Here is a 21271-nt window from a genome sequence, read left to right on the forward strand (position 1 = left end):
GCTTTAGTTATCCTTCTTGACGCGTATGGTGTCGGGTAGGGCAGGCGACCAAGGGAGCAGCTGATCGAATTGGCTCTCCTCATTGGTATCGATGTTCGGAAGCCTTTCAAATAAGTAGATCAGGTAAAGGAAGGGATTTAAGCGATTCTCCTTTGCTGTCTCCACCACGCTATAAATGATAGCGCTCGCCTGAGCACCCCGTGCGGTGTTGGCAAAGAGCCAATTCTTTCGACCGACCTCGAAGGGTTTGATGGAGCGCTCCCCTCGGTTATTATCGATTTCTAATCGCCCATCGGCTAAAAAGGCCGTTAATCGCTCCCACTGATTCCGACAGTATTTGATCGTTTGACCCAGGGCACTTTTGGGTAGGACTCTAGGTATTTGTGTGCGAAGCCAGGCTGAAAAAGCCCCCAGCACCGGCTGGCTGCATTCCAAGCGAATCCGGTAACGCTCGTCATCGGAGACATCCTTGGTGTCCCGTTCAATGGCAAAGAGTTGGTTGCAAAACTGGAGCCCTTCTTTCGCCGTCACCGATGAAGCGGCCGCCGAGTCGGGAAGCGCTTGAAGTGCCTCGCGAAATTTACGCCGAGCATGGGCCCAGCACCCCACAAGGGTGACATCGGCTATGCCGTTGTACCCGGCATAGCCATCCACTTGGAGGTACCCTTTAAACCCTGACAAAAACGTGCGCGGATGTTTACTCGCCCGGGTTTGTCGGTAGTCATAAAGGACGACGGCAGCAGCTTCCTCTCTTCCTGTGCGGTAAAGCCAGAGGTAGGATGAGGCTCGAGCAGATCGCTCGTTTTCACGCAACACCTGCAGCGTCGTTTCATCGGCATGCAAGATGTCCCGTTTCAGAAGGTGATCACGCATCCGGTCATAGAAGAGATGGAGCCATGTGTGGGCTCCGTAAAGTATCCAGTTTGCTAACGTCTGCCGCGAAAGTGCTACTCCAAGGCGAGCAAATTGTTGCTCTTGCCGATAAAGAGGAAGACTGTCCACATACTTTTGGCTCATGATGTACGCCATCGCTGAGGGCGAAGCCAAACTCTTGGGGTATACTGGTTTTGGCATCCGTGCAGTCACGATAGGAGTCTGTACATCCGTTCGCTCACAGTGACGACAGGCGTACACATGTTGAACATGCTCGACTACTTTAACTTCAGCCGGGATCACCTTTAATTCCCGCCGCACTTCGGTGCTCATTTCATGCAGGGATTCTCCACAACACGAACAAGCCTGCTCCGCTTCGGATAAACGGTACTCTACCGTTTCCGTTGGCAGGCTTTCCAGTTTGGCTTCCCGCTGACCCGGTGTCTTCTTCCGGCGATAAGTGATCGTTTCCACCGTGGGCTCTGCTATCGCTGGATCGGCTTCCACTTCGGCTTCATTAAACAAATCCAGCTCCAGCTGGTCCGAATCACTTTTTTCGCTCGAAGTGCCAAACTGACGCTGTTTACTGAGGCGAAATTGCTCCTCAAACCACTTCAGTTTGGCTGCCAATTCGATATTTTGCTGCTCAAGCGAGGTGTTCTGCTCTTCGAGCGATGCGCAGCGTTCTTGTAAATCCTCGATGGTGGTGGGTTGGGTCTTCGCCGTCGTTTTTCTCATGCTTCGATTTTACAACAAACCACAACGTTTTGCCTTTGTTTTTAATGAAAACGTTTCATAGAATGGTGCGAGCATGGACCGCACGATGGGCTTGCCGTTGCTCTAGCGGAAGACCGTCCAATAGCCATCGCAATTGCCGGGAGCTAATTATCAGGGGCGTCGTCGCCCCCTCCTTTGGCCAAGAAAAGGTGCCTCGCTCTAAGCGCCGATAATGCAGCCAAAACCCATTGTGATCCCACTGGAGAATCTTCAGTTTGTCCCGCTTGCGATTACAGAAAACAAACAGACAAGGAGAGAAGGGATCCAGATTAAACCCTTCTTTCACCAGGACAGCTAAACTGTCGATGGACTTTCGTAAATCGGTACTCCCACAAGCCAAGTAGACGCGCTGGGCGCGGGTGTTAGTGAACATCGCTTAGTACCTTGACGACATCTGTGAGAAGGACCGGGTCAAAGCCAGACTCCACTTCGATTGTGGCTGCGCCCAGCCGAATCGTCAGCGCGCCAGTTGCATGCTCACCTACTTCAATCGGCATCCATTGCGAGGAAAAGGCTGTCGCCTTAATCGATTCCGCTTTCTTGAGCCAATAACGCAGTTGATGCTCTTTGATCTCGTGAACGGCACACCACGGGGGTACACTCTGCCCGCTTGCCTGAAAAGACGCAACACGTGCTTCCCATGCCTTTCTTTTCTCGGTTCGGGTCAAAAGAAAAAACCTCCTCGACGTTTATTCTTGAGGAGATTATCTCATGGGATCGATTGGGGTAGAAGGTGGGCGATATTTGATGCTTATGAGAAAAAGGGAAGACCTGGCGGCTCAACATTACAATTCGATGCACGTTAGATTGTAGCTCGTCATGCATCTCTGGCCAGTATTTCGCGATGAGATCCAATGCTTCTGTAAAAAGAGCATGCCCTCTTTCAATTTATTGAAGGTTGGTACAATTGCCAACGCATTCATAGTCAATTAAACTACCAAACGCCACAAACCTTTGAAGAGCAGTTTCTCAAGCACGCTACCGCTTAGACTTAACTTTTTACTGTCTCACTTATTGACTCAAGTCCATGTCATGGTGATTAGGCTAGGTATAAAACCCCTCCGAATGCTTGGAGGGGTTTGGCAAAACTCAGGTGTATCTGGGGCGAATATAAACAATGGACCGAATAACAGGAGTAAGACCAATTCCCTAATTAGATTTATTTAGAGACGGACAAATAAAACTTCCCTTTCTGCACTTGAAAAAGCCATGTCAATCCACAAAGCAGTGATACGACTCCACTGATCAATCCCACAACTGGTAAACCAAATTGTTCGTAAGCATAGCCAGTTCCGAAGTAGGAAATTTGCATTATACCTACATAACTAGAATTATACAAGGCAAAGACCCTTCCACGAATCTCATCAGATGTCCCCACTTGTACCATATAAGTGCTTAAAGGAATGATAATTCCTCCACAAAATCTCATTAAAAATAAGAAGGCACTTCCATAGTAAAAGTCAGTGGATTGTGTTAATAGAAAAAACCACAGTGCTTGGAATGCATATGCTACTCCAAAACTGATCAAAGCCCTTTTAAAATTGGCTTTGATCAGTTTTGATACAAAATAAGTTCCCAACAAAATTCCTAACCCATCTATAGCATATAATAAACCAATACCTAGTCCACCCAAATGATAAACATTGTTACCTAAATAAGGAATTAAAATATAGTATCCTCCACCAACTAGTCCCCATGACAATCCAATCAAGATAATATAGCGAATCAAGGTGTTCTGTTTGGTTTCGACTAGGCCTTCTTTTAGTAGTTTTTTGTATGGTTGTTTCGAATCCTCAAATTCTCTTTTTTCTTGGTATTTTATCTTGTATATGTATAGAGATGACCATAGAAACGATAGCGAGTTTATAACAAAACAAGTTATTGGACTGAATACAGATGACACTATTCCTCCTAAAATTGCTCCAATAATATTGACTGTTGCATTTGTAGCAGAAGAAAAAGCATTTGCCTCAGCCAAATCCTTACGGCCAACGATTAACGGTAGAAGTGTTTGTTTAGCAGGCTCAAACAAAACACTCATCACGCCAAATAAGAATGAACAAATATACAATACAAATATTGCTTTGTAGCTTATGGCCAAAATAAAACTTAATACAAGAAAAGCTCTAATGATGTCGGTAACAATCATGATCGTTTTCTTTGGCCACTTGTCAACGAGAGGGCTTAATATAGGTCCTAAAAAAACATAAGGTAAAGAACGACAAAGTAACAATATTCCAACTGCAGAAATTGAATTAGTTAGCATCAATACAGTTTGCATTAAAGCTACCTGATTAAACCAATCTCCCAATGTACTCCCCCACTGGGCGTACCAAAGATAACGGAAATATGAATTTCTCCGCAATAGATCAAACTGCATCCACTTCACCATCCACATTATCATATTTTTACTCGGTTAATTCTAGGAAATCATCAATATCTTTCTTAATTAGATCAATACCGCTTTGCCAAAATTCAGGAGAAGTCAGATCCACGTTTAAGTATTTCTGTGCAAGTTTTTCTGCCTGCATGTTACCTGTATCCTGTAATAGATTCACGTATTTATTGAAAAAAGTAAATCCATCATCCATAGATCTCTTATACAGACCTGTACTAAACAGATATCCAAATGTATATGGAAAGTTATAAAATGGAACTTGTGTAATATAATAGTGATGTCTAGATGCCCAAAGCCATGGATGATACTCAGAAAGAGAATCACTAAACGCCTCTTGTTGAGCCTGTACCGTTAATTCCTTCAACCGTTTCACACTAACAAATCCCATTTTCCTCTCGTTGTAAAATCTTGTCTCAAAGAGGAATCGAGCTTGCATTCCGATCAAGGAGGACACTGCTTGTCTTATTTTCTCTTCTAATAGTAAAGTTTTTTGCTTACTAGTCGCTTCGGCAATTGCAGCATCAGAAACAATAAGTTCCGTAAACGTTGAAGCTGTCTCAGCTAAACTCATCCCACAACTTTGTACCAATTTGGGTAAATTACGCATAACATATTGATGATATGCATGTCCTAGTTCATGGGCGAGCATACTCACCACGGATGAGGTACCCGAAAAAGTTGTGAAAATACGTGATTGCTTACTATCAGGGAAATAAGTACAAAAAGCTCCGCCACGTTTTTCAGGTCTATTCTCTGCTTCAATCCAACGTTCTTTAAATGCCTCTTTAGCAAAATCTGCTAATTCTGGGTCAAAACGCTGAAGTCTATATAACAAAGTACTTACAGCTTCATCATAAGTTATTGAAATTTCTTTTTTGCTTATTGGTGCGTATACATCAGACCAAGTCAGCTTTTTTACCCCAAGTAACTCGGCTTTACGCTCTAAAAATTTGAGTAAACTCTCTTTATTTTGATCGATAACTTCCCACATCGTAAAAAGAGTTTCCTCCGATATTCTATTATTATCTAACGGTTCTTTGAGTGGGGAATCCCATCCCCGGTGCCTATATAAACTAAGTCGAAACCCACTTAAGTGATTGAGGATAGACGCAATGAGATCCTCTTCTCTCTGCCAAGCATCATTTAGTGAATGGAACACTTCTTGTCGGATGGTACGATCAGTGCTATCTAATTTATTCATTGCTTGTCCAACAGATAATTGATGTGTCCTTCTATCCTCTGAAAATGGAATGGTTATTCGACTAACGATTGAACTATACATATCCCCCCAAGCGTGATAACCATCAATAGCTAAGTCACTAGCCAAGTTTTCACTTTCCAACGTTAACAGTTCTGACATTCGTTGTCTTCTCTCTTCAAGTGGAAACGAAATTGATGAAAATTTAGTGCTATCAAGCATATTCCTCCATTCATATTCATTCATCTGAAAAAATATCTGATCCAACTTTTTCAACACAGCACTATACATTGTTTCAATAATTGACAAACGTCCAATTAGACCCTGTGCTCCCATATCTCTCATATTCTGAGCTGTCAAACAACTGATAAATGATTCCGCTTCTCCTAGCCGACATAAGAGATCTTGCCATCTATCAAGAATATCCTTCCATATACTAAGTTCCTTTAGAGAATGCTGTCCAATAGTGTTTATAAGATCATCAAATTTCTTAATATCCCTTTCAAGGGACTCTATATAATTCTGAAACTCAGAGGAAGAACTTCCACCTGCAAAAAGGACATCTAGATCCCATTTTAAACTGTAATCTTGTATTTGATTATTCATACCTTTACCTACTCTCTTGATAGTTAACAAATATATCACATGAATATGGTAATATAGCGATATTATGTTTTATCAATTTAATAATCTAATTGAAATTGACAGGGTGACCCATTGCATCCCCTACCATCTGTCCATCACTGTAAATTGTTTTTCCACGGAGCATTGTTTTTACTACGAGTCCACGGAAATACATATTTTCATATGGGGACCACCCACATTTAGAGTAAAGAACTTCAGAAGATAATTTCCATTTTTTATTATAATCGAAAAATGTAAGATCCGCATGATAGCCTAAAGCTATTTTCCCTTTATTGGCGATCCGAAAGAGATAGCTTGGATTCTCCCCTAATAATTTTGCTATCAAGCTACATGTCCGAGTAACATCTTTAGTTCGCTGAAACAATTCTGTATAAACCATGGGTAATAGCTCCTGTACTCCAGGCATCCCTGCAGGTGGTATATCTGATTTTTTTTCTTTAATTGTATGAGGAGCATGATCTGAACTTACATATTGTATATCTCCTTTGATCAATGATTTCCACATATACTCAACATCTTTTTTCTCTCTTAGTGGCGGCCTCAATTTTAATAATTCTCCGAGTTTCATATAATCGTTATGAGTAAAAGCTAAATGGGGATGGATTACTTCATATGTAATAGGGATATTTTCGTTTTTAGCTTTAAATAACAATTGTAATTCCTCTATTGTCGACACATGCAGTACATGAATCGCACATTTTGTTTTCTTAGCTATACGTATCAACATTTGTACAGCTGCTACTGCGGCAGCTCGATTTTCATAAATAGGTATTGAACTCCCTTGAATTAACGGCTGATACTCAGCATGAACCGTTAGCATTATACCTTTTTCCGCAAGAATTTCAGCTGCACTGGTCAAATACTCTTCATCATATACCGTGTGATGGGCAGTTTCATGTCCTGCCATGAAAACTTTTACAGAGGCCACAGATTTCGAAGAAATGCTATCCTTGATAAAAGGAAGATTACGGTTAGTAAGTAAAAAATGAAAACCGAAATCTACATAAGAACTGCCCGTCACTTTGGCAATCTTTTCACTAATCTGTTGTGGATACTCTAATGGCGGTCGAGTGTTAGGCATATCTAATATCGTTGTCACTCCTCCTGCAGCAGCCGCTTGAGTACCATGAAAATAATCTTCTTTATGTTCCAGTCCTGGAGTTCGAAAATGAACATGTGTATCAATTAAACCGGGGAAAATTGCTAAACCCTCTGCGTTATACTCCCATTCATACAAAACGTTAGGTTTTTCGTCACCTATATAAGTTATATATCCATCCTTTATACCTATATAGGAATTGTGTAAGGGCTCAGGCAAAAAGGCAGTTCCACCGAAAATAAGACCATCCCAATGTTTACTCATTATTTCCTCCTAACCAAGAAGACGCTATAAATTCTTTACATAACTCTGTAGTAGGGCCCATGATACCGATCGCCATTGCATCTCTAACCAATTTTTCTATTTTGTGACCCCTTACATATCCTTGTGCTCCACAAAGTTGGAGAACCTCATTCGTCACTTCTTTACATAGTTGTGCTGCCCAAAGCTTAGATTGCATGGTTAATAGTGAAGCACGCGGATTCCGTTGATCTGCAAGATTTGCAGCCTCCAAAATCAACAATTCAAGTCCCTGGATTCGTGCATAGAAGTCAGCCAATATGAAGCGCGTATTCTGAAAACCCCATATTTTAGGCTTATTCTTAATTTCCTCCCGCAAAATATCCAGAGCATTTTGTGCAATTCCTAAACCAATTATCCCAGGATGAATTGCACTGGCTCGATTGATCTCCATCATTTCTCTTCCGCGCCCTATTCCTCCAAGTATACGATCAGGATAAATCAAACAGTTATCACAAATAATTTCACGAGTGGAGGTCGAACGTAGTCCCAAACCATCCCAATCGGCTCCAAATAAAACCCCATTGTCATCCTTGCAAAGTAAGACAAAAGTTAATTCCTCTCCAGAATTATTCCCAGTTCTAACTAGCACGGTATACAAAGAGGAGAACCCAGCACCAGTACAGAAGGCTTTGCTCCCATCCAAAACTAATTTACCTTCTTTCCATTTTGCCTTTGTATTTAGTTCTGACTTATCTGCACCCGCCTTCAGTTCACTCCAAGAAGAGGATGCCACCCATTCATTAGCCAATAGTGGTAACCATTTTTCTTTCTGTTCAGAGGTACCAAAATCCAATAATCGCTTTACTACTTGATTATGAAACATATAAATTGTTGCTAATGAAGGGCAGTCCTTTGCTAGTACAAGGGCGATTTTCGTCATCTCAAGGATATTTCCCCCTTTCCCTCCCCATTTTTTAGGAATTAATACCCCCATAAGCCCTTTTCTGAGAAGCGTTTGAATACTCATTTCGGGATAGCTACCTGCCTTTTCAGAAATTATAGCCTCCCTGCGAATTAAATCGCTTGGTATCCCCCAATTCTGTTTTTCTTGTAGATTCATGGCACATTGACTCCCCCAATTTTATATCCTTCTTGTAATATACTTACAGATTCTAATTTTCCTCCTTTCACATGCCCAGTAGCCTGTATCGTTCCCCCTGGAATCTCTATGAAATAAGGAAGTGAAGGCGTCATAGTCTTCCCAACCTGAGTCATAAGTGTACCATTCGTATATAATCCAGCAATTAAATTAGTCACACCTGTTAATGCAAATCTACCATGCCAACTAGGTACAGTAATCATTCTAGTTCGTATATGATTAAACTTACACACTGGTTTATCAACAACAGCTACCTTAGGAAATACAGAGTGGCAGTTAATTCCTAACTCTCTCTGGACTATTGATCTAATCCGCATCAATAAGGAATATTCCCTATGACTCCATTCAAATAAATCCAGTGGAGACAAGTCACCCGCACGTAGCCAAATATATGGGTTTCCTGCATTTACAGCAGTTACTTTATAATCCATATCTCCATCTTTTATTTGCAAAATCGGTTTATTCGTACTCAATAAATTCTCATTAATAGTTCGTACAGGTTCTTTAAATGAGATCTGCACCCTATGCTGGTTAGAATATCTGCCTAAGTAGGTTATTTCTACAACTTTCCCAGTATTTAATGATGTAAATTTTGCAAGCTTATCAATATCACCTCTATCTCGCAAGAATAAGTAAGAAGCAACTAAAGCATTGCCACAATCGCCGCTTTCGTCAATAAGATCAAATTCCGGAACATATTGAGTAAACTTGACAATATAATGGTTTTTATCTTTGATTGAATGAATAAATATTAATTTATTAGTGGGTTTATTAATCAAACTACTTTCTAAATACACTTTCCGGGCTATTTCCAATGGAGAAAGCCCTTCATGGATAATTTCATACTCAGGAATAATAACCGCAATTCGAGTAACCCCACTGATATAAATGGGAACAAACGTACTTTGTTTATAAATCAACATAACTATCCCGCCCTTTGATCTTGATAAAGGGAATTGAACGATCCTTTCTGTAATTGAAGAAATGTTTCAAGTACAATAAAACTCCACAGATGATGGCTATAGTCTGCACCTTTTTGGTGCATATTCCAAATCGATAATAGTGAATTTTTATGTACAAAATTACAAATTATGGAATTTGAAGAAAACAAAGTTTCATAAATCCAATTCTTCCATTGATCACGCATCCAACCTTGCATCGGAAAGGTAAATGGTTTCTTCTTACGTTCTATCAACCAACGAGGCATAAATTGTGATGCTTGATCTTTTAACCATACCTTCTCCACTCCATCTATACGGAGATCTCCCGTTGAAAGCAATCGAGCCTGCGCAATCATAGAGGGTCGTAGGAATGGAACTCGGGCCTCGACTCCCCAAGCCATGGATAGCTTGTCTACTCGATTGAGATGGTAACTTGGTAAACGAAACTTCTGCTCCCACTCCATGGCGCCTTTTAAAGAACGAACTTGATTTAGTTGTTGTATTGGTTCAGCATATGGCTCCCAAGCATTATTCTGTAAAATTAGGATCTCTTTTAATTGTGTATCACTGAAAAGTAGCAGATCAGAAATATACTGACTCTGAGTTACATCCAATCCAACATTCTTGTCCCAATGGTGAAAACGACTATATCCTCCAAAAAATTCATCTGAACCATCCCCAGTCAACACTACTTTGCAGTGCTCTTTGACTTCTCTCATAAGGGCATAATACGGTAAGGTAATTGGATCCTGATTAGGCTCATCCAAATGCCAGATTACTTCTTCTAGCATTTCTGGAACTTCTAAGGGATTTAAAAGGACTGAATGAAAATGCCCGTTTACTTCTTTTGTCATCTGCTGAGCATATATCCGTTCATCGTCCTCTGTCTCTATAGGATAGCCGACTGTAAATACGGGAACAGGTTCATCCATTTGTTCTGCCATTGCTTTTAGGACAAGATTAGAGTCTAGTCCACCACTAGCAATACATCCAACTTTTACATCACTCAACATCGTTGTACGTACTTGTTCGTAGAAAAATTCTTTAAAAGGATCTGTAATGGTTGATACATGTGGCTGAAAGTACTTTCTTACCAATTTCTGATCTTGTGTTTTATAAATCAAAACTTCGCCTGGTTTTAGTTTCCGGATCTTTTTATACGGCGTATAGGGAGTTGGAATTGATTTAAATAAAAGGTAACTCCCTATCGCCGAGGGATCTAACTCAAACGGCCTTTTATCAAATTGATGAATTGTTTTTATCTCTGAAGCGAATACAAACTCATTATCTGATTGAATCGTATAGTATAAAGGCTTTATTCCTGCTGAATCAACACTCAATAACAATATTTTTTTTTCAGCATCCCAAATTGCAAGCGCAAACATCCCATCTAATTCTTCAAACAAGCGCTCCCCTTTTTCTTCATATAGGTGAGGAAGAATGGCTCCATCGCTTTGAGAATCAATGGTATGTCCTCTGCTCTCTAACCAACAACGTAACCGATCATTGTTATAGATTTCACCATTGAATACGACAACAACATTTTTTCGCTCATTATAATACGGTTGCTCACCGAAGGCTAAATCGCGAATACTTAATCTGCGCATACCCAAAGCCATAAAGTCATCTAAATAAATTCCTTCCGAGTCTGGACCTCGATGAACTAAAGAGCCCGTACATTTTTTCAGTTTTACATAGGATTGATAACGATCACCCTTTATATGAAAGCCGACGATTCCACAAATTTTAAAAACCCCCCTTAGAAAAAATACGCGGGAGATTTATCTCCCGCTTTTACTACCACTTAGTTACCACCAGCGTTTTTTTCAACTTTTCCTTGGTTGTTCCGAGTTTGAACTTTTTTCATGATATTCACCCCCTTCTATAGCACTTTATATTGGTCATTTCTTATAGCACTCTCAATGTCTGATTCTCAGCAATTAATTACCACTTAGTTGCCACCAGCGTTTTTTTCAACTTTTCCTTGGTTGTTCCGAGTTTGAACTTTTTTCATGATATTCACCCTCTTTCATAGCACTTTATATTCGTCATTTCTTATAGCACTCTCAATGTCTGATTCTCAGCAATTAATTACCACTTAGTTGCCACCAGCGTTTTTTTCAACTTTTCCTTGGTTGTTCCGAGTTTGAACTTTTTTCATGATATTCACCCCCTTTCATAGCACTTTTTGTTCAGTCCCTCATTCCAATTATTTCGAGATCATATATTTCACAAATCATGTTTTTCCATTCTTCCATTTCCTCGAGGGAATCAGCTTTATTAAGAATCTCGTTTCCAGTTAAGTTATTATCAAGTAATCGAAAAAAAATAGGATCATCAATTTCAAATATATTTGAGCTTATGGCATTCAAATAATCCTTTTGAAAAAAATACGTTGTCTGTTTCTTCGGAATCACTGCCAAATCTTCTATTCTCTTGATTTCATCATTATCAATAATGTCAATTAAATTGTATGAGACTGTTTTTATAGAAAAAGGACGTTTTAGATACAATGGTCTATCAAAATTTAATGAAATATTATTGTATGGATCCTGTAAAGATACTTGTGATACATTGAATACCTGGAAGGAATATGTAGCAAGGTCAGCAAGAATATCTGGCAATTGATTGTCATAAATATATTGCTGAGCATGGTCATAAAATCGCTTAGCCTCTACATCTGGAGTAAGAAACCCATCTGTGTAACGTTTACAGAATGAAGAAAAGAATGAATCAAATACTCCTACCTGTTGTAGAACTGTGGTAAATTCAGCAAAATCAGCGCGTCTTTTTGCCCTTCGCTCGCGATCTAATTGATTTACTGTACGATCCAGTTGAGTGAAGTCTAATGATACAGCTAGTTTTAACTCTTCTTTGGAAAAGCCAAATTCGGAATACCGGGTTTCAATTGGCAGTGATTTTACTTTTTCTCGCAACGACTTATCTCTAATATAACGTGTCAAAAAGGTTTGTAATTGTAATACACCCATTAGTAGCCCGCTCCTTTGTTCTTAAAGAACAATGAATTAGCCCATTCCATTCGTTGACGTAATTCTTCGACCTCTGGATGGGAATCAGTTTCTGTTTCCAACTCCCATATAAACGCCTTTGGCTTAACTCCCCTCTTCTTAACCAAATATTCCAGCGCTTCGTACTGCATCATTTGCTTGTCATAAATAGTGCCAAATATATCAGATTTCATCTCTTTCTGTTCCTGGCTGTTGCCAATTGTACAATGAATCTGAACTATTCGCTCAACAGGAATAGTATCAATAAACTCATAATAATCAGATTCCATGAACGACTTAGAAGTACTGATATTTTCCATGCTAAGTACAATTCCGATATCCGCCTTCTCTACCACATCTTTAAGGAATTGAGCTTGAGACATAGTTCCCACTTGATAATATTGCACTACGTTTTCGATTAGTAATGGTGTATTGATCACCTTTTTGGCTTCTAATATACCTCGAACAAAAACATCAACAGATTCTTCATTCATAATAGGAGGAAGCAAACCACCAGAACCTAAACCTGGAACTCCAGTAAAACATAGATGATCTCCACACCACTTTGCCTTACATCTAAATATTAGATCATTCATGTTATCTAATAAATTTCTTTCAACTGGAGCGTCTGTTCCAAAAGAAAACCTTGTTGTATGAGCAATTATAGGTTTCCCCAGTCGATCAGCCATTTTGTTTAACTCGTCTGGCTCGTTCATATACTGAATTAACAGTAACTCGTAAACGTCTGATATATCACCTAATTTATCAAGATAATCCATATAGGTCTTGGAATTATGAACGAGCATACCGACTCCTAAATGAGGGTAAGTCATTTTATCATAGTCACTCCTTCGTTTAATTTAGTTGCTGGATGACTCAGACTGTCAAAAAAGAGACTGAGCATAGTATAATCCCGATCTTGACACTTTCTTGCTAGTTCTATTTCTTGGCTTTTTCAGAAGTGAAGTTCTAAATATAGAGTATATGAAGACAATGTTTAACATTAATAATCATTTAAAGCATACAACTCTAAGTAAGATTTGTAAAATAAAAATATCAATATATTTTAAGAAGTCTTTTTAAAAACCACATGAAACTATATCATACACACGAAAAGTGTCTCCAGAGAGTGTTGTGAGCACGTGGTTTAATCGTTTACTCCCTTCTCTCGTTCCGTTGGGGTTCGATGAAGGGGGCTTGATCGTGTTAAATTGATACGCCCCCCCGTTGCCTCAGGCGTCACATTTGTTGCTTCTATCACTCCCTATTCTTCCCGTCTTTTAGATAATCACTTACCAGTATGCACACCTACTATATTTAGTAATGATCACGCAGTTATTATGTGATACGCATTACTCTACTTCAACCAATTCTAGACCCTTAATTCAATACCAACCCTCCAACTATATGGCCAATTATAATTTAATAAAATGCAAAAATGCAATATAAATTATTTACAAATTACAAAATTAAAATATTTTTATCTTTTATAATTTGAGATATTAACATTTATGATCTCATGTCTCAATACTTTGCATCCAACCTCAAAGCCACCGTCATCAATTTATTGGCTAATTTTAATCAATACTGCATTTCACTAATTTGAAACGTGAGATTAATTTTGATCATATCTCACAAAAAAAACAATGGATTTGGACTTGAAAGCATTTTAAGAATGCTATTTCAAGTGCGAAGATAGGACTTTCTTATTGTTTGCTTTGTTCTTGTTTTGATAGATACATAGATATATGCATGCTTATGTGTGATATATTTGCAGATATGGGCGAATTAGAATTGGCTGAAAATCTGTATCCTTCCGTAATTCAACTTTGCAAAACAGTTAGGTTTGATACATCAAAAATAGTTCAATTACATATATCATTAGGTGAATTGTTGCTGAATCAAGATAAATCCGAGGATACTCATGATGTATATGAGTCTGCAAATGCTCTTTGTGAGAAAGAAGATTATACAGGTGTAAAATATATTGACTTATTAATAAAAATTGGAGACTTGTTTTATAAAAAAGATGATAACGAAAAAACCATCCAGTATTTTGAAAAAGCTCTCGGTCTGCTCAATAATAATTATCTTAAATATAAATACGCTGAACTATTCTTCAAGTTGTCCGTATGCTATGCTAAAATTGGAAGTGATAAAGAAATAGAATATATTAGAATGTACAGTAATTTTAGAAATCCCTTTAATTAATTTATTTTTTTAATTCCTATTTAAAAAAATAAATTATTGTTGATAATGATAATCCTTTTCAATTATAATTACGAGTAACTACTCTATCAAAGGATCTGACGTGAATGAAAAAAAACAGAATACTTCATAGCAAATATATTGATGATTTGGGGTTAACGATGAGTATCCGTAAACTAGATCTTATCAATGACTTTGAAGTGTTACATGATTGGATGCACCGCCCTTATATATCACCTTTTTGGAAACTTGATGTATCAAACGAGGATTTTTCTGCTTATCTGAAAAGGACAACATCAACACCTGGACGAGAACACTTTATTTTTGAATTAGATGGTGAGCCATTCTCTTTTCTACTAACATACCTGGTTAGGAATGAAGACTTAAAAGATCATTATGATGACTTTGATATTAACGATATCGGAGTACATGTGGTGATCGGTGAGCGCAGCTACATAGCAGAAAAATATGTAGTCCCTTATTTCCAATTAGGACTCGATTTTGTCTTCAAGAGAAACAAAGAGTCAAAGAAAATAATTGGAGAACCAGATAGAAGAAACAGAATTATTATTCCTTCTGCTAAAAAAGCTGGATTTATCAGCAGGGGTAAAATTACTCTCCCGCACAAAGTTGCAAATTTAATTGTTGCCGATCGAATCAAATTTTATGAGAGAAATGAGGATGAAACTCATGTTTAAGGAAATTCTTGATCAAGAGGTCTTTTCCGTGGATATTACAAAAAGGAGTGCAGTCTGCATAACATCTTGGCAAGGTGAAGTAAAATGTATGGTCGACAAGGATACTTTGAACAAGTGGAAAAATGCTAAAGAGGAATTACTACAACAGGAATATAACCATAGAACAGATACCATGGTCCTAGCCGTTTCAGAAGAAGAGGCAGTTGAGAAAGCCTTAAGTAAGTGAATATAACATCCATGACCTAGTTGAACAGAAAAAGGAGGACGTCAATTTGACGTTCTCCTTACTATTTGCATTAATAAAGGATTCAAATTAATAATCCTCCCATTTGTATCCTCTCTCTCAATGTAGCGCCATGATAGAGAAAGATTTCTGGCTAACGGGGACGGGGATCATCCATTTACACCATAGTGTTTTTCCTAGAGAAATTTCTACCTCAACGCCTCTTAAACCCGATATGTAAAGATTAAAAGCACAAAACCTTGGATGACTCTATCCATCCAGCTTTCCAGTGTTTCATTCCGTGTGGCGTTGTAATTTCCCACTGTGGATCTTGTCGTGACATTGTAAAAACTACCAGGGTTTTTCTTTGTCTTGATCCTTTATTTTTTAGTATTCGGGTCTTGCACGTTTTCTGTTCCCCCTCCGCTTTTTATGATATGCTGTTGTCCCCTCCGGCTTTTGCCATCAGGTAAGTTACTTGACCCAAAGGACTCTCCTCTATCCTATCCTTCATTGTGAAGGGGTTCAGAATTGAATTATGCAACTCACAAATTAGTTTACTTAACATTATACGTGTGATTTTTCCTTTTGTGATCTTTAACCCTTTAGAGATCATATTCACAACGGCACTTATAATCAACATCCATATTACTGTAATGAGAGATAATGATATGGGCTAGGCATCTGTATCACAGTAAAGTAAAATCCCAGTGTTCGTTTTAATATAGGTGATTTAGTTGCCATAGGTAACCCCCTCGGACTTAATCATACGGTCACCCTTGGTGTCATCAGTGGCAAAGACCGCCCATTAAGCATGGCCGACCGTTTCTTCAGCCGGGTCATTCAAACCGACGCAGCCATCAACCCTGGCAATAGCGGAGGACCCCTGCTCAATATTTTTGGGCAAGCAATTGGCATCAATACATTAGTGGTCTACCCCTCCCAAAGCATCAGCTTTGCCATCCCCATCGACGAAATAAAACCCTTAATACGTTCGTATATTGAGAAGACCTAGAAGGGATCCGCTTAATTTAAGCGGATCCCTTCTATAAAGGAAGACTGCTGATTAGGCAGTCTTTTTCAGGGTAATCATCAGAGGATCTTTGATAGCAACACATTAACCACTTATCGCCCAAAGCAGGCGTGAGCCGAAAGTGATTTATTTTAAAACCAATTGTGTGGTAACCGGGTTATGGTCACTATGTTCAAATCCAAGTGAGTGTCCATAAGTGTTCATTACTTTAACATTCGGGGAAACGATAAAGCCGTCAATATTGGATAGGAAGTTTACTCCTTTTTGATAAGAACGGGCTAGCGTTCTAGAGGTAGGGATCGTAGGATCAGCTACCCATTTAAAGCCGGATGGAGCAAAATTACTCGGAATGGTTTGCATCCAATCCGGCCAAGCTTCTGTGGTTTTAAAACGTTTTGAATTCGTTCCTGGAATTTGATGATTCCAATCGCCACCTAGCACGATGTAATTTCCTCGTGCATACTCTTTGTTCATATACTCTTGGAGAAATTGAAGTTGTTGCTTTCTCACCTTTCCACCCTTGTCGTATGCAGAGAGATGAACATTCACCATAAGTAATTCTTTCCCATTTTTCAACGGAACTCGATTTTCCATGATACAACGATCTAAATCAAACAACTGTTGCGGCCAAGCTTCTTTTCCATACAGCGAAAAGCGAGTGCTCTTTGTTGTTTTGTACTCTGATAGAGTGGCGAGCCCTGATTGGGTAGAACCGTGCGGATCAAAAACAGGCACAGGAACCCAAGGAACGGTATAGTTGAGTGCAAAGGTTACACTTTTATTAGGCAAGTGTTTTTTTATATGAGCTAACTCGTCCACATGAAAACTTCTAGATGAATCAATATCGACCTCTTGGAGAAAGAAGAAGGAAGAGTTCTCTTTCTTTAATACTTGTGTGATCCCCTCTAGATTCTTCATGACCTGTTCTTGACTACTGCCATGAGAATCCGTTCCACCATCCATAAAAAAGTCTTCTTTTTTATCAAGACCCGCATAGCCGATATTAAAAGAAGTCACTGTGAAAGGGACTCCCACATCTAACTGCTGATGGGTATTATGCTCAATGGGAATAGAAAGAGAATTGGGTGGAACATAGTCCGTTATGGTCATATAACCGAGAAAACCACCCACAATAACAAGTGGACTACAAATTAATAGCAGCAATATTTTAAACCGCTTTTTCATATCATTTCAATCCCTTTGCAAAATATATTATTGTGTAATATACATAATATCCCTATATCGACGATATTTAAAATAATTATCGAATATAAATCCACTTATCAATCCAGATCGAAAGCAAAAATCCACCCAATCGAATGATATGGTTGTAGGAGCATGACAGCCGCCCATCTTAAAAGTCTAAGGAATCTTGGGTTTGAACCGCCTTTCTCAGATGAGCTACTTCTTGCTTTTATCATTTTAAATTATCATGAGTTTATTTATTGTACAACAGGTAAAACCTTTCATTTCTAGCTGCATTAAACGTGAGAGTCTCACGAACCAGAAAGGATTGTAGCACGCTAACTCCCCTTCGCCAAGGAGTGTCAACGAAGCCCTTATGATAGTGATTTAGGTGCTCTCGGTAATTCCCTCATCTAAACCATATCGTCACTCTTGATGTCATCAGTGGCAAAGATCGTCCCTTAAGGATGGAAGATCCTTAAGGGACGATCAGACAGAGGCTTCAATTATAGTGGTGGGCAAGGGCACCTGCTCAATATATTTTGGGGCAATCAATTGGCATCCATACATTAGTGTCTATCCCTCTCAGAGCATCAGCTTTGCCTCCTCGATTGACGAAGTGAAACCGTTGATCCCTTCGTATATTGAAAAGACCTAAAAAGGAGTCATTTATTAAGCCAATCATGCTTTATTACGGATCCCTCCATAAGAAAACACCTGTGCATTCATAAATGAATACACAGGTGCAAGATAGTTAGATTTAAGATTCGTTCTTGTATTTGTCTGGTACGTATTCCGGTAACTCTGCTGGCAATACATACTTTTATATCATGTTTCACAGTTCATTTTGGAAATGGGAAAGACTGCTCCCTATCTTCATAACAACCTATTAACTTATAGATACTTTCTTACAGACAATTTAGCAGCGGATGTTTGAATATATCAATCAATAAATATCGAATTTATTCTATCCTTATCATAATCCAAAATCCAATCATTATATTTAATGAATGTATCCTTAAGGTGATTCTTACTTTTAGATATGATATCCATACCTCTATAATCATATAGAAAGAATATGATATTTTTAGAAGAGTTTATTATAAACATATTACCTATCAATGATGGCTCAATATCGAAACTTCGATTAGCATTTGTAATTAAAAGATTTTTTATATCTACATCACTAGTTCTACATTGAAGAGAGTATCGAAATGTCCAAGAATCAGTATCACTGGGCTCAGAATAACGATAAGGGAATGTTTTTCTATCTATTTTCACCTCTTTATTATCTATATTAGTATGGCGGTAAAAATAAGATATAACCTCATCTTCTTCAGGAGGAGGATTATCTTCCACGCTGTCTACAAATATAGTTATTATAAGTTCATCATCCTGTTTGCACAGTTCATTTAAAAGAGAAATAGATCGGCTATATACCTGTTCTTTAATACCTTCCTCACTCATCTCAAACCTTAATCCTATTTCATAGTTATAAAAAAGAGGCGACATCAATTTTAATCCAGAAAAATTATTTTCCATATAGTCATCTAGATTGATTTTTTTCATTGTAAACACTCCCATAACTAAATAACCTTTCCTGCATCACTCATCACTTCATTTAATAGATATTTTATTTAATAAATGTCTTTAAGTTCACTTTTCAAATCCATCTAATCATCATTATTATAATTTTTTCAATTAAATGTAATTATTTATAAATAAATTTATCAAATATCCTATCTCCATTCTTGTCCCGTTTTCTGAGCCACCTTCACCGCCTAAATCTTTTGGATCAGTGACTCTATCTTATAAAACACCTGGGTGACCCTTACTTTTCCCAATAAACACGACCTGCAATGATAACCATGACTATGATGATACCTTCATCATGCAATACCATTTTGAGTGACTTACTATTTTTCATTGTTGTATCAACAGTCAATATCTCAAAATCTTTTATTTCCAAATTGCTAGGTTCTATCTGTACATCTTCCACGTCATCAAAAATAAGTCTTTTCATAGTGATTTCACTTTGCCCTTTTTGAAAAGCTCTTTGTCTCCAATTGCATAATTCAATATCTAGAATAACTTTATGTTCCTGGGACAAATATGTGTACTTTTCTACATTACTGTCGTGTAAATCATAGGACATAACAAACTTACTTATTTCCATCCAATACACCACCTTTGATTTATTTCACTCACATTTTGTATTCTAAAAGTGGGAAGGTGGAAAACATATGGAATTTCGAGCATGCTATTTTCAACCATGGTGTCTATAGTGCCAATTCCTTCAGGTTTTTTGCTGATCTTCGAAGCTCTTCAATATCTTCGGACGACCATCCTTTATTATTTATTTTCCTAATTAATTTACGAGAGGCATTTAATAGTTGTTCGATCAGGTAAGCCATGTCTACAATAGAGGTGAACACCTCCACCCTATCATATTTCAAAAAAGATAGTTTCACTTTCTTATTTTCAATTTTTGCAGCATTGACTCGAAATGGACCATCCATAAAATAAAGAATTTCTGTACTTCCTATTTTTGCTTTAGATAGCCTTTCCACTGCCCTATTCCACCAACCTAGAATGATAATAGGAAAATCAAACCAATACTGATCTGGAAAGCTATTCATCTTTTCTGTAATAAATATATCACCCACAATATTTCCGCTCGAATACATCGCAAGACTATCCACATCTACAATTACTTCAATCCTATTTGCCGAAGTCATGTTACTCACCTTCCACCAACTTCCTAAGATTTTTTGGCTACCCTTTGAGTAACCGATTGTTTCTTTCCGGTAACCTTATCATGTAAATTAAATAAGCGATCCCTCTCAAGAAACTAAGAATCTCTTTTAGCACTTCGCGCTTTTTGTATTGTCTATTTGTTCGAGGAGACTAACCCAGCTTTTATGTATTCACCACCAGCAAACAATGGATCGCGATAATACGCTATATCTTCCTCCACTCAATCATCTTTTCTATCGCGAAACCCATCTAATACGATTTCAATCACTTCTACAGGCTCTTCAATGGATATACCATCGTTATAGTAACAAATACAATGGTTAGACGAAAAAAGACAGGTATACCTTTGTTAAAAAGTATACCTGCCATGAATAGTTAAATTGCTACTACATAATCACCTCTACTGATCACGTTTCCCTTTTTTATTAAATGGAATTTCATCAATTAGCGGCTTTCTTACATCATTTACATACTTAGGCCCACATGCTCCACATTTTTTAAAATTAACACGGGCTTCATTTAAACTCTCGATATTTGCCCCTCCTTGGAAATCTGGGTTATTATACTGTAAATCATCATCTTCCCAGTAACATACGGGACAAATACCAAAGGTGCCATGTTGTTCTTCATTTCTTGTTAAATATCCACAGCATGGACATGGATAAGACATAGAATGATCTTCATTCCTATTTCGGGTATCGTAATAACGCTTACCATTTGTTGGTTTAAACATTGTCTGGGGGGGATTTCAATCTTTGGTTGAGGAAGCCCTGTCTCTGTGGCACTTGCCTTCCAATCGATGTTATCCACGATGAGGGACGTCTGC

Annotated in this window: 20 protein-coding genes; 4 read left to right on the top strand and 16 right to left on the bottom strand. The window is 38.3% G+C overall.

Annotated elements, in window-relative coordinates; all coding sequences use genetic code 11:
• Window positions 1-3: 3 nt before the first annotated feature.
• The 11 genes from tnpC to CHX35_RS03725 all read right to left on the bottom strand — a co-directional run bounded on the left by tnpC (window position 4) and on the right by CHX35_RS03725 (window position 13174).
• Window positions 4-1611, bottom strand: a complete 1608-nt coding sequence (gene tnpC / locus CHX35_RS03675; RefSeq protein ID WP_091834086.1) for an IS66 family transposase — start codon at window positions 1609-1611, stop codon at window positions 4-6.
• Between the two features lie 55 nt (window positions 1612-1666).
• Window positions 1667-2023, bottom strand: a complete 357-nt coding sequence (gene tnpB, locus CHX35_RS03680) for an IS66 family insertion sequence element accessory protein TnpB (protein WP_091834089.1) — start codon at window positions 2021-2023, stop codon at window positions 1667-1669.
• Window positions 2013-2318, bottom strand: coding sequence for an IS66 family insertion sequence element accessory protein TnpA (gene tnpA / locus CHX35_RS03685; protein ID WP_091834092.1), 306 nt, complete (start codon window positions 2316-2318; stop codon window positions 2013-2015). Before tnpA ends, tnpB begins: the two co-directional genes overlap by 11 nt.
• A 491-nt stretch (window positions 2319-2809) precedes the next feature.
• The gene (locus CHX35_RS03690; RefSeq protein ID WP_091834095.1) at window positions 2810-4054 is read right to left on the bottom strand and encodes an MFS transporter; all 1245 of its coding nucleotides are present in this window, start codon (window positions 4052-4054) and stop codon (window positions 2810-2812) included.
• Window positions 4055-4058: 4 nt separating this feature from the next.
• A complete protein-coding gene (locus tag CHX35_RS03695; protein ID WP_091834098.1) occupies window positions 4059-5852 on the bottom strand; it encodes a M3 family oligoendopeptidase in 1794 nt (597 codons plus the stop codon).
• A gap of 85 nt (window positions 5853-5937) precedes the next feature.
• On the bottom strand, window positions 5938-7254 hold the full coding sequence (locus tag CHX35_RS03700; protein WP_091834101.1) for a dihydroorotase: 1317 nt from the start codon (window positions 7252-7254) through the stop codon (window positions 5938-5940).
• Window positions 7247-8353 carry an acyl-CoA dehydrogenase family protein gene (locus tag CHX35_RS03705; protein WP_091834104.1) on the bottom strand — a complete coding sequence of 369 codons (1107 nt, stop codon included), beginning with the start codon at window positions 8351-8353 and terminating at the stop codon, window positions 7247-7249. Before CHX35_RS03705 ends, CHX35_RS03700 begins: the two co-directional genes overlap by 8 nt.
• Window positions 8350-9315 carry a diaminopimelate epimerase gene (locus CHX35_RS03710; protein WP_091834107.1) on the bottom strand — a complete coding sequence of 322 codons (966 nt, stop codon included), beginning with the start codon at window positions 9313-9315 and terminating at the stop codon, window positions 8350-8352. The genes CHX35_RS03705 and CHX35_RS03710 overlap by 4 nt, the downstream gene beginning before the upstream one ends.
• 2 nt (window positions 9316-9317) lie before the next feature.
• Window positions 9318-11114: an asparagine synthase (glutamine-hydrolyzing) gene (gene asnB, locus CHX35_RS03715; protein ID WP_091834110.1), complete on the bottom strand. Its 1797-nt coding sequence runs from the start codon at window positions 11112-11114 to the stop codon at window positions 9318-9320.
• Window positions 11115-11525: 411 nt separating this feature from the next.
• Window positions 11526-12323, bottom strand: coding sequence for a hypothetical protein (locus CHX35_RS03720; protein WP_091834114.1), 798 nt, complete (start codon window positions 12321-12323; stop codon window positions 11526-11528).
• Complete coding sequence (locus CHX35_RS03725) at window positions 12323-13174, bottom strand: multinuclear nonheme iron-dependent oxidase (protein ID WP_091834118.1); 852 nt, start codon at window positions 13172-13174, stop codon at window positions 12323-12325. The genes CHX35_RS03720 and CHX35_RS03725 overlap by 1 nt, the downstream gene beginning before the upstream one ends.
• Window positions 13175-14135: 961 nt before the next feature.
• Between CHX35_RS03725 and CHX35_RS03730 the strand changes: the two genes are divergently transcribed.
• From CHX35_RS03730 to CHX35_RS03745, 4 genes are all read left to right on the top strand, one after another.
• Entirely contained in the window at window positions 14136-14552 is a 417-nt protein-coding gene (locus tag CHX35_RS03730; protein ID WP_176391867.1) for a tetratricopeptide repeat protein, read from the top strand.
• Window positions 14553-14656: 104 nt separating this feature from the next.
• Window positions 14657-15247, top strand: coding sequence for a GNAT family N-acetyltransferase (locus CHX35_RS03735; protein WP_091834123.1), 591 nt, complete (start codon window positions 14657-14659; stop codon window positions 15245-15247).
• Window positions 15240-15473, top strand: a complete 234-nt coding sequence (locus CHX35_RS03740) for a hypothetical protein (RefSeq protein ID WP_091834125.1) — start codon at window positions 15240-15242, stop codon at window positions 15471-15473. The genes CHX35_RS03735 and CHX35_RS03740 overlap by 8 nt, the downstream gene beginning before the upstream one ends.
• Before the next feature lie 721 nt (window positions 15474-16194).
• A complete protein-coding gene (locus CHX35_RS03745; RefSeq protein ID WP_091834128.1) occupies window positions 16195-16485 on the top strand; it encodes a S1C family serine protease in 291 nt (96 codons plus the stop codon).
• A gap of 144 nt (window positions 16486-16629) precedes the next feature.
• Here the strand turns inward: CHX35_RS03745 and CHX35_RS03750 are convergent, their stop codons facing one another.
• The 5 genes from CHX35_RS03750 to CHX35_RS03770 all read right to left on the bottom strand — a co-directional run bounded on the left by CHX35_RS03750 (window position 16630) and on the right by CHX35_RS03770 (window position 21115).
• Window positions 16630-17688 carry an endonuclease/exonuclease/phosphatase family protein gene (locus tag CHX35_RS03750; protein WP_091834131.1) on the bottom strand — a complete coding sequence of 353 codons (1059 nt, stop codon included), beginning with the start codon at window positions 17686-17688 and terminating at the stop codon, window positions 16630-16632.
• Between the two features lie 942 nt (window positions 17689-18630).
• Complete coding sequence (locus tag CHX35_RS03755; RefSeq protein WP_176391868.1) at window positions 18631-19257, bottom strand: DUF3885 domain-containing protein; 627 nt, start codon at window positions 19255-19257, stop codon at window positions 18631-18633.
• A 262-nt stretch (window positions 19258-19519) separates the two neighbouring features.
• Window positions 19520-19864 (bottom strand): hypothetical protein, encoded by a 345-nt coding sequence (locus CHX35_RS03760; protein WP_091834136.1) that lies wholly within the window; start codon window positions 19862-19864, stop codon window positions 19520-19522.
• A 103-nt stretch (window positions 19865-19967) separates the two neighbouring features.
• Window positions 19968-20426, bottom strand: a complete 459-nt coding sequence (locus tag CHX35_RS03765) for a hypothetical protein (protein ID WP_091834139.1) — start codon at window positions 20424-20426, stop codon at window positions 19968-19970.
• Window positions 20427-20845: 419 nt separating this feature from the next.
• Entirely contained in the window at window positions 20846-21115 is a 270-nt protein-coding gene (locus CHX35_RS03770; RefSeq protein ID WP_091834142.1) for a CPCC family cysteine-rich protein, read from the bottom strand.
• Window positions 21116-21271: the final 156 nt, after the last annotated feature.

This window comes from Marininema halotolerans (genome assembly GCF_900116235.1).
GTDB lineage: Bacteria > Bacillota > Bacilli > Thermoactinomycetales > DSM-45169 > Marininema > Marininema halotolerans.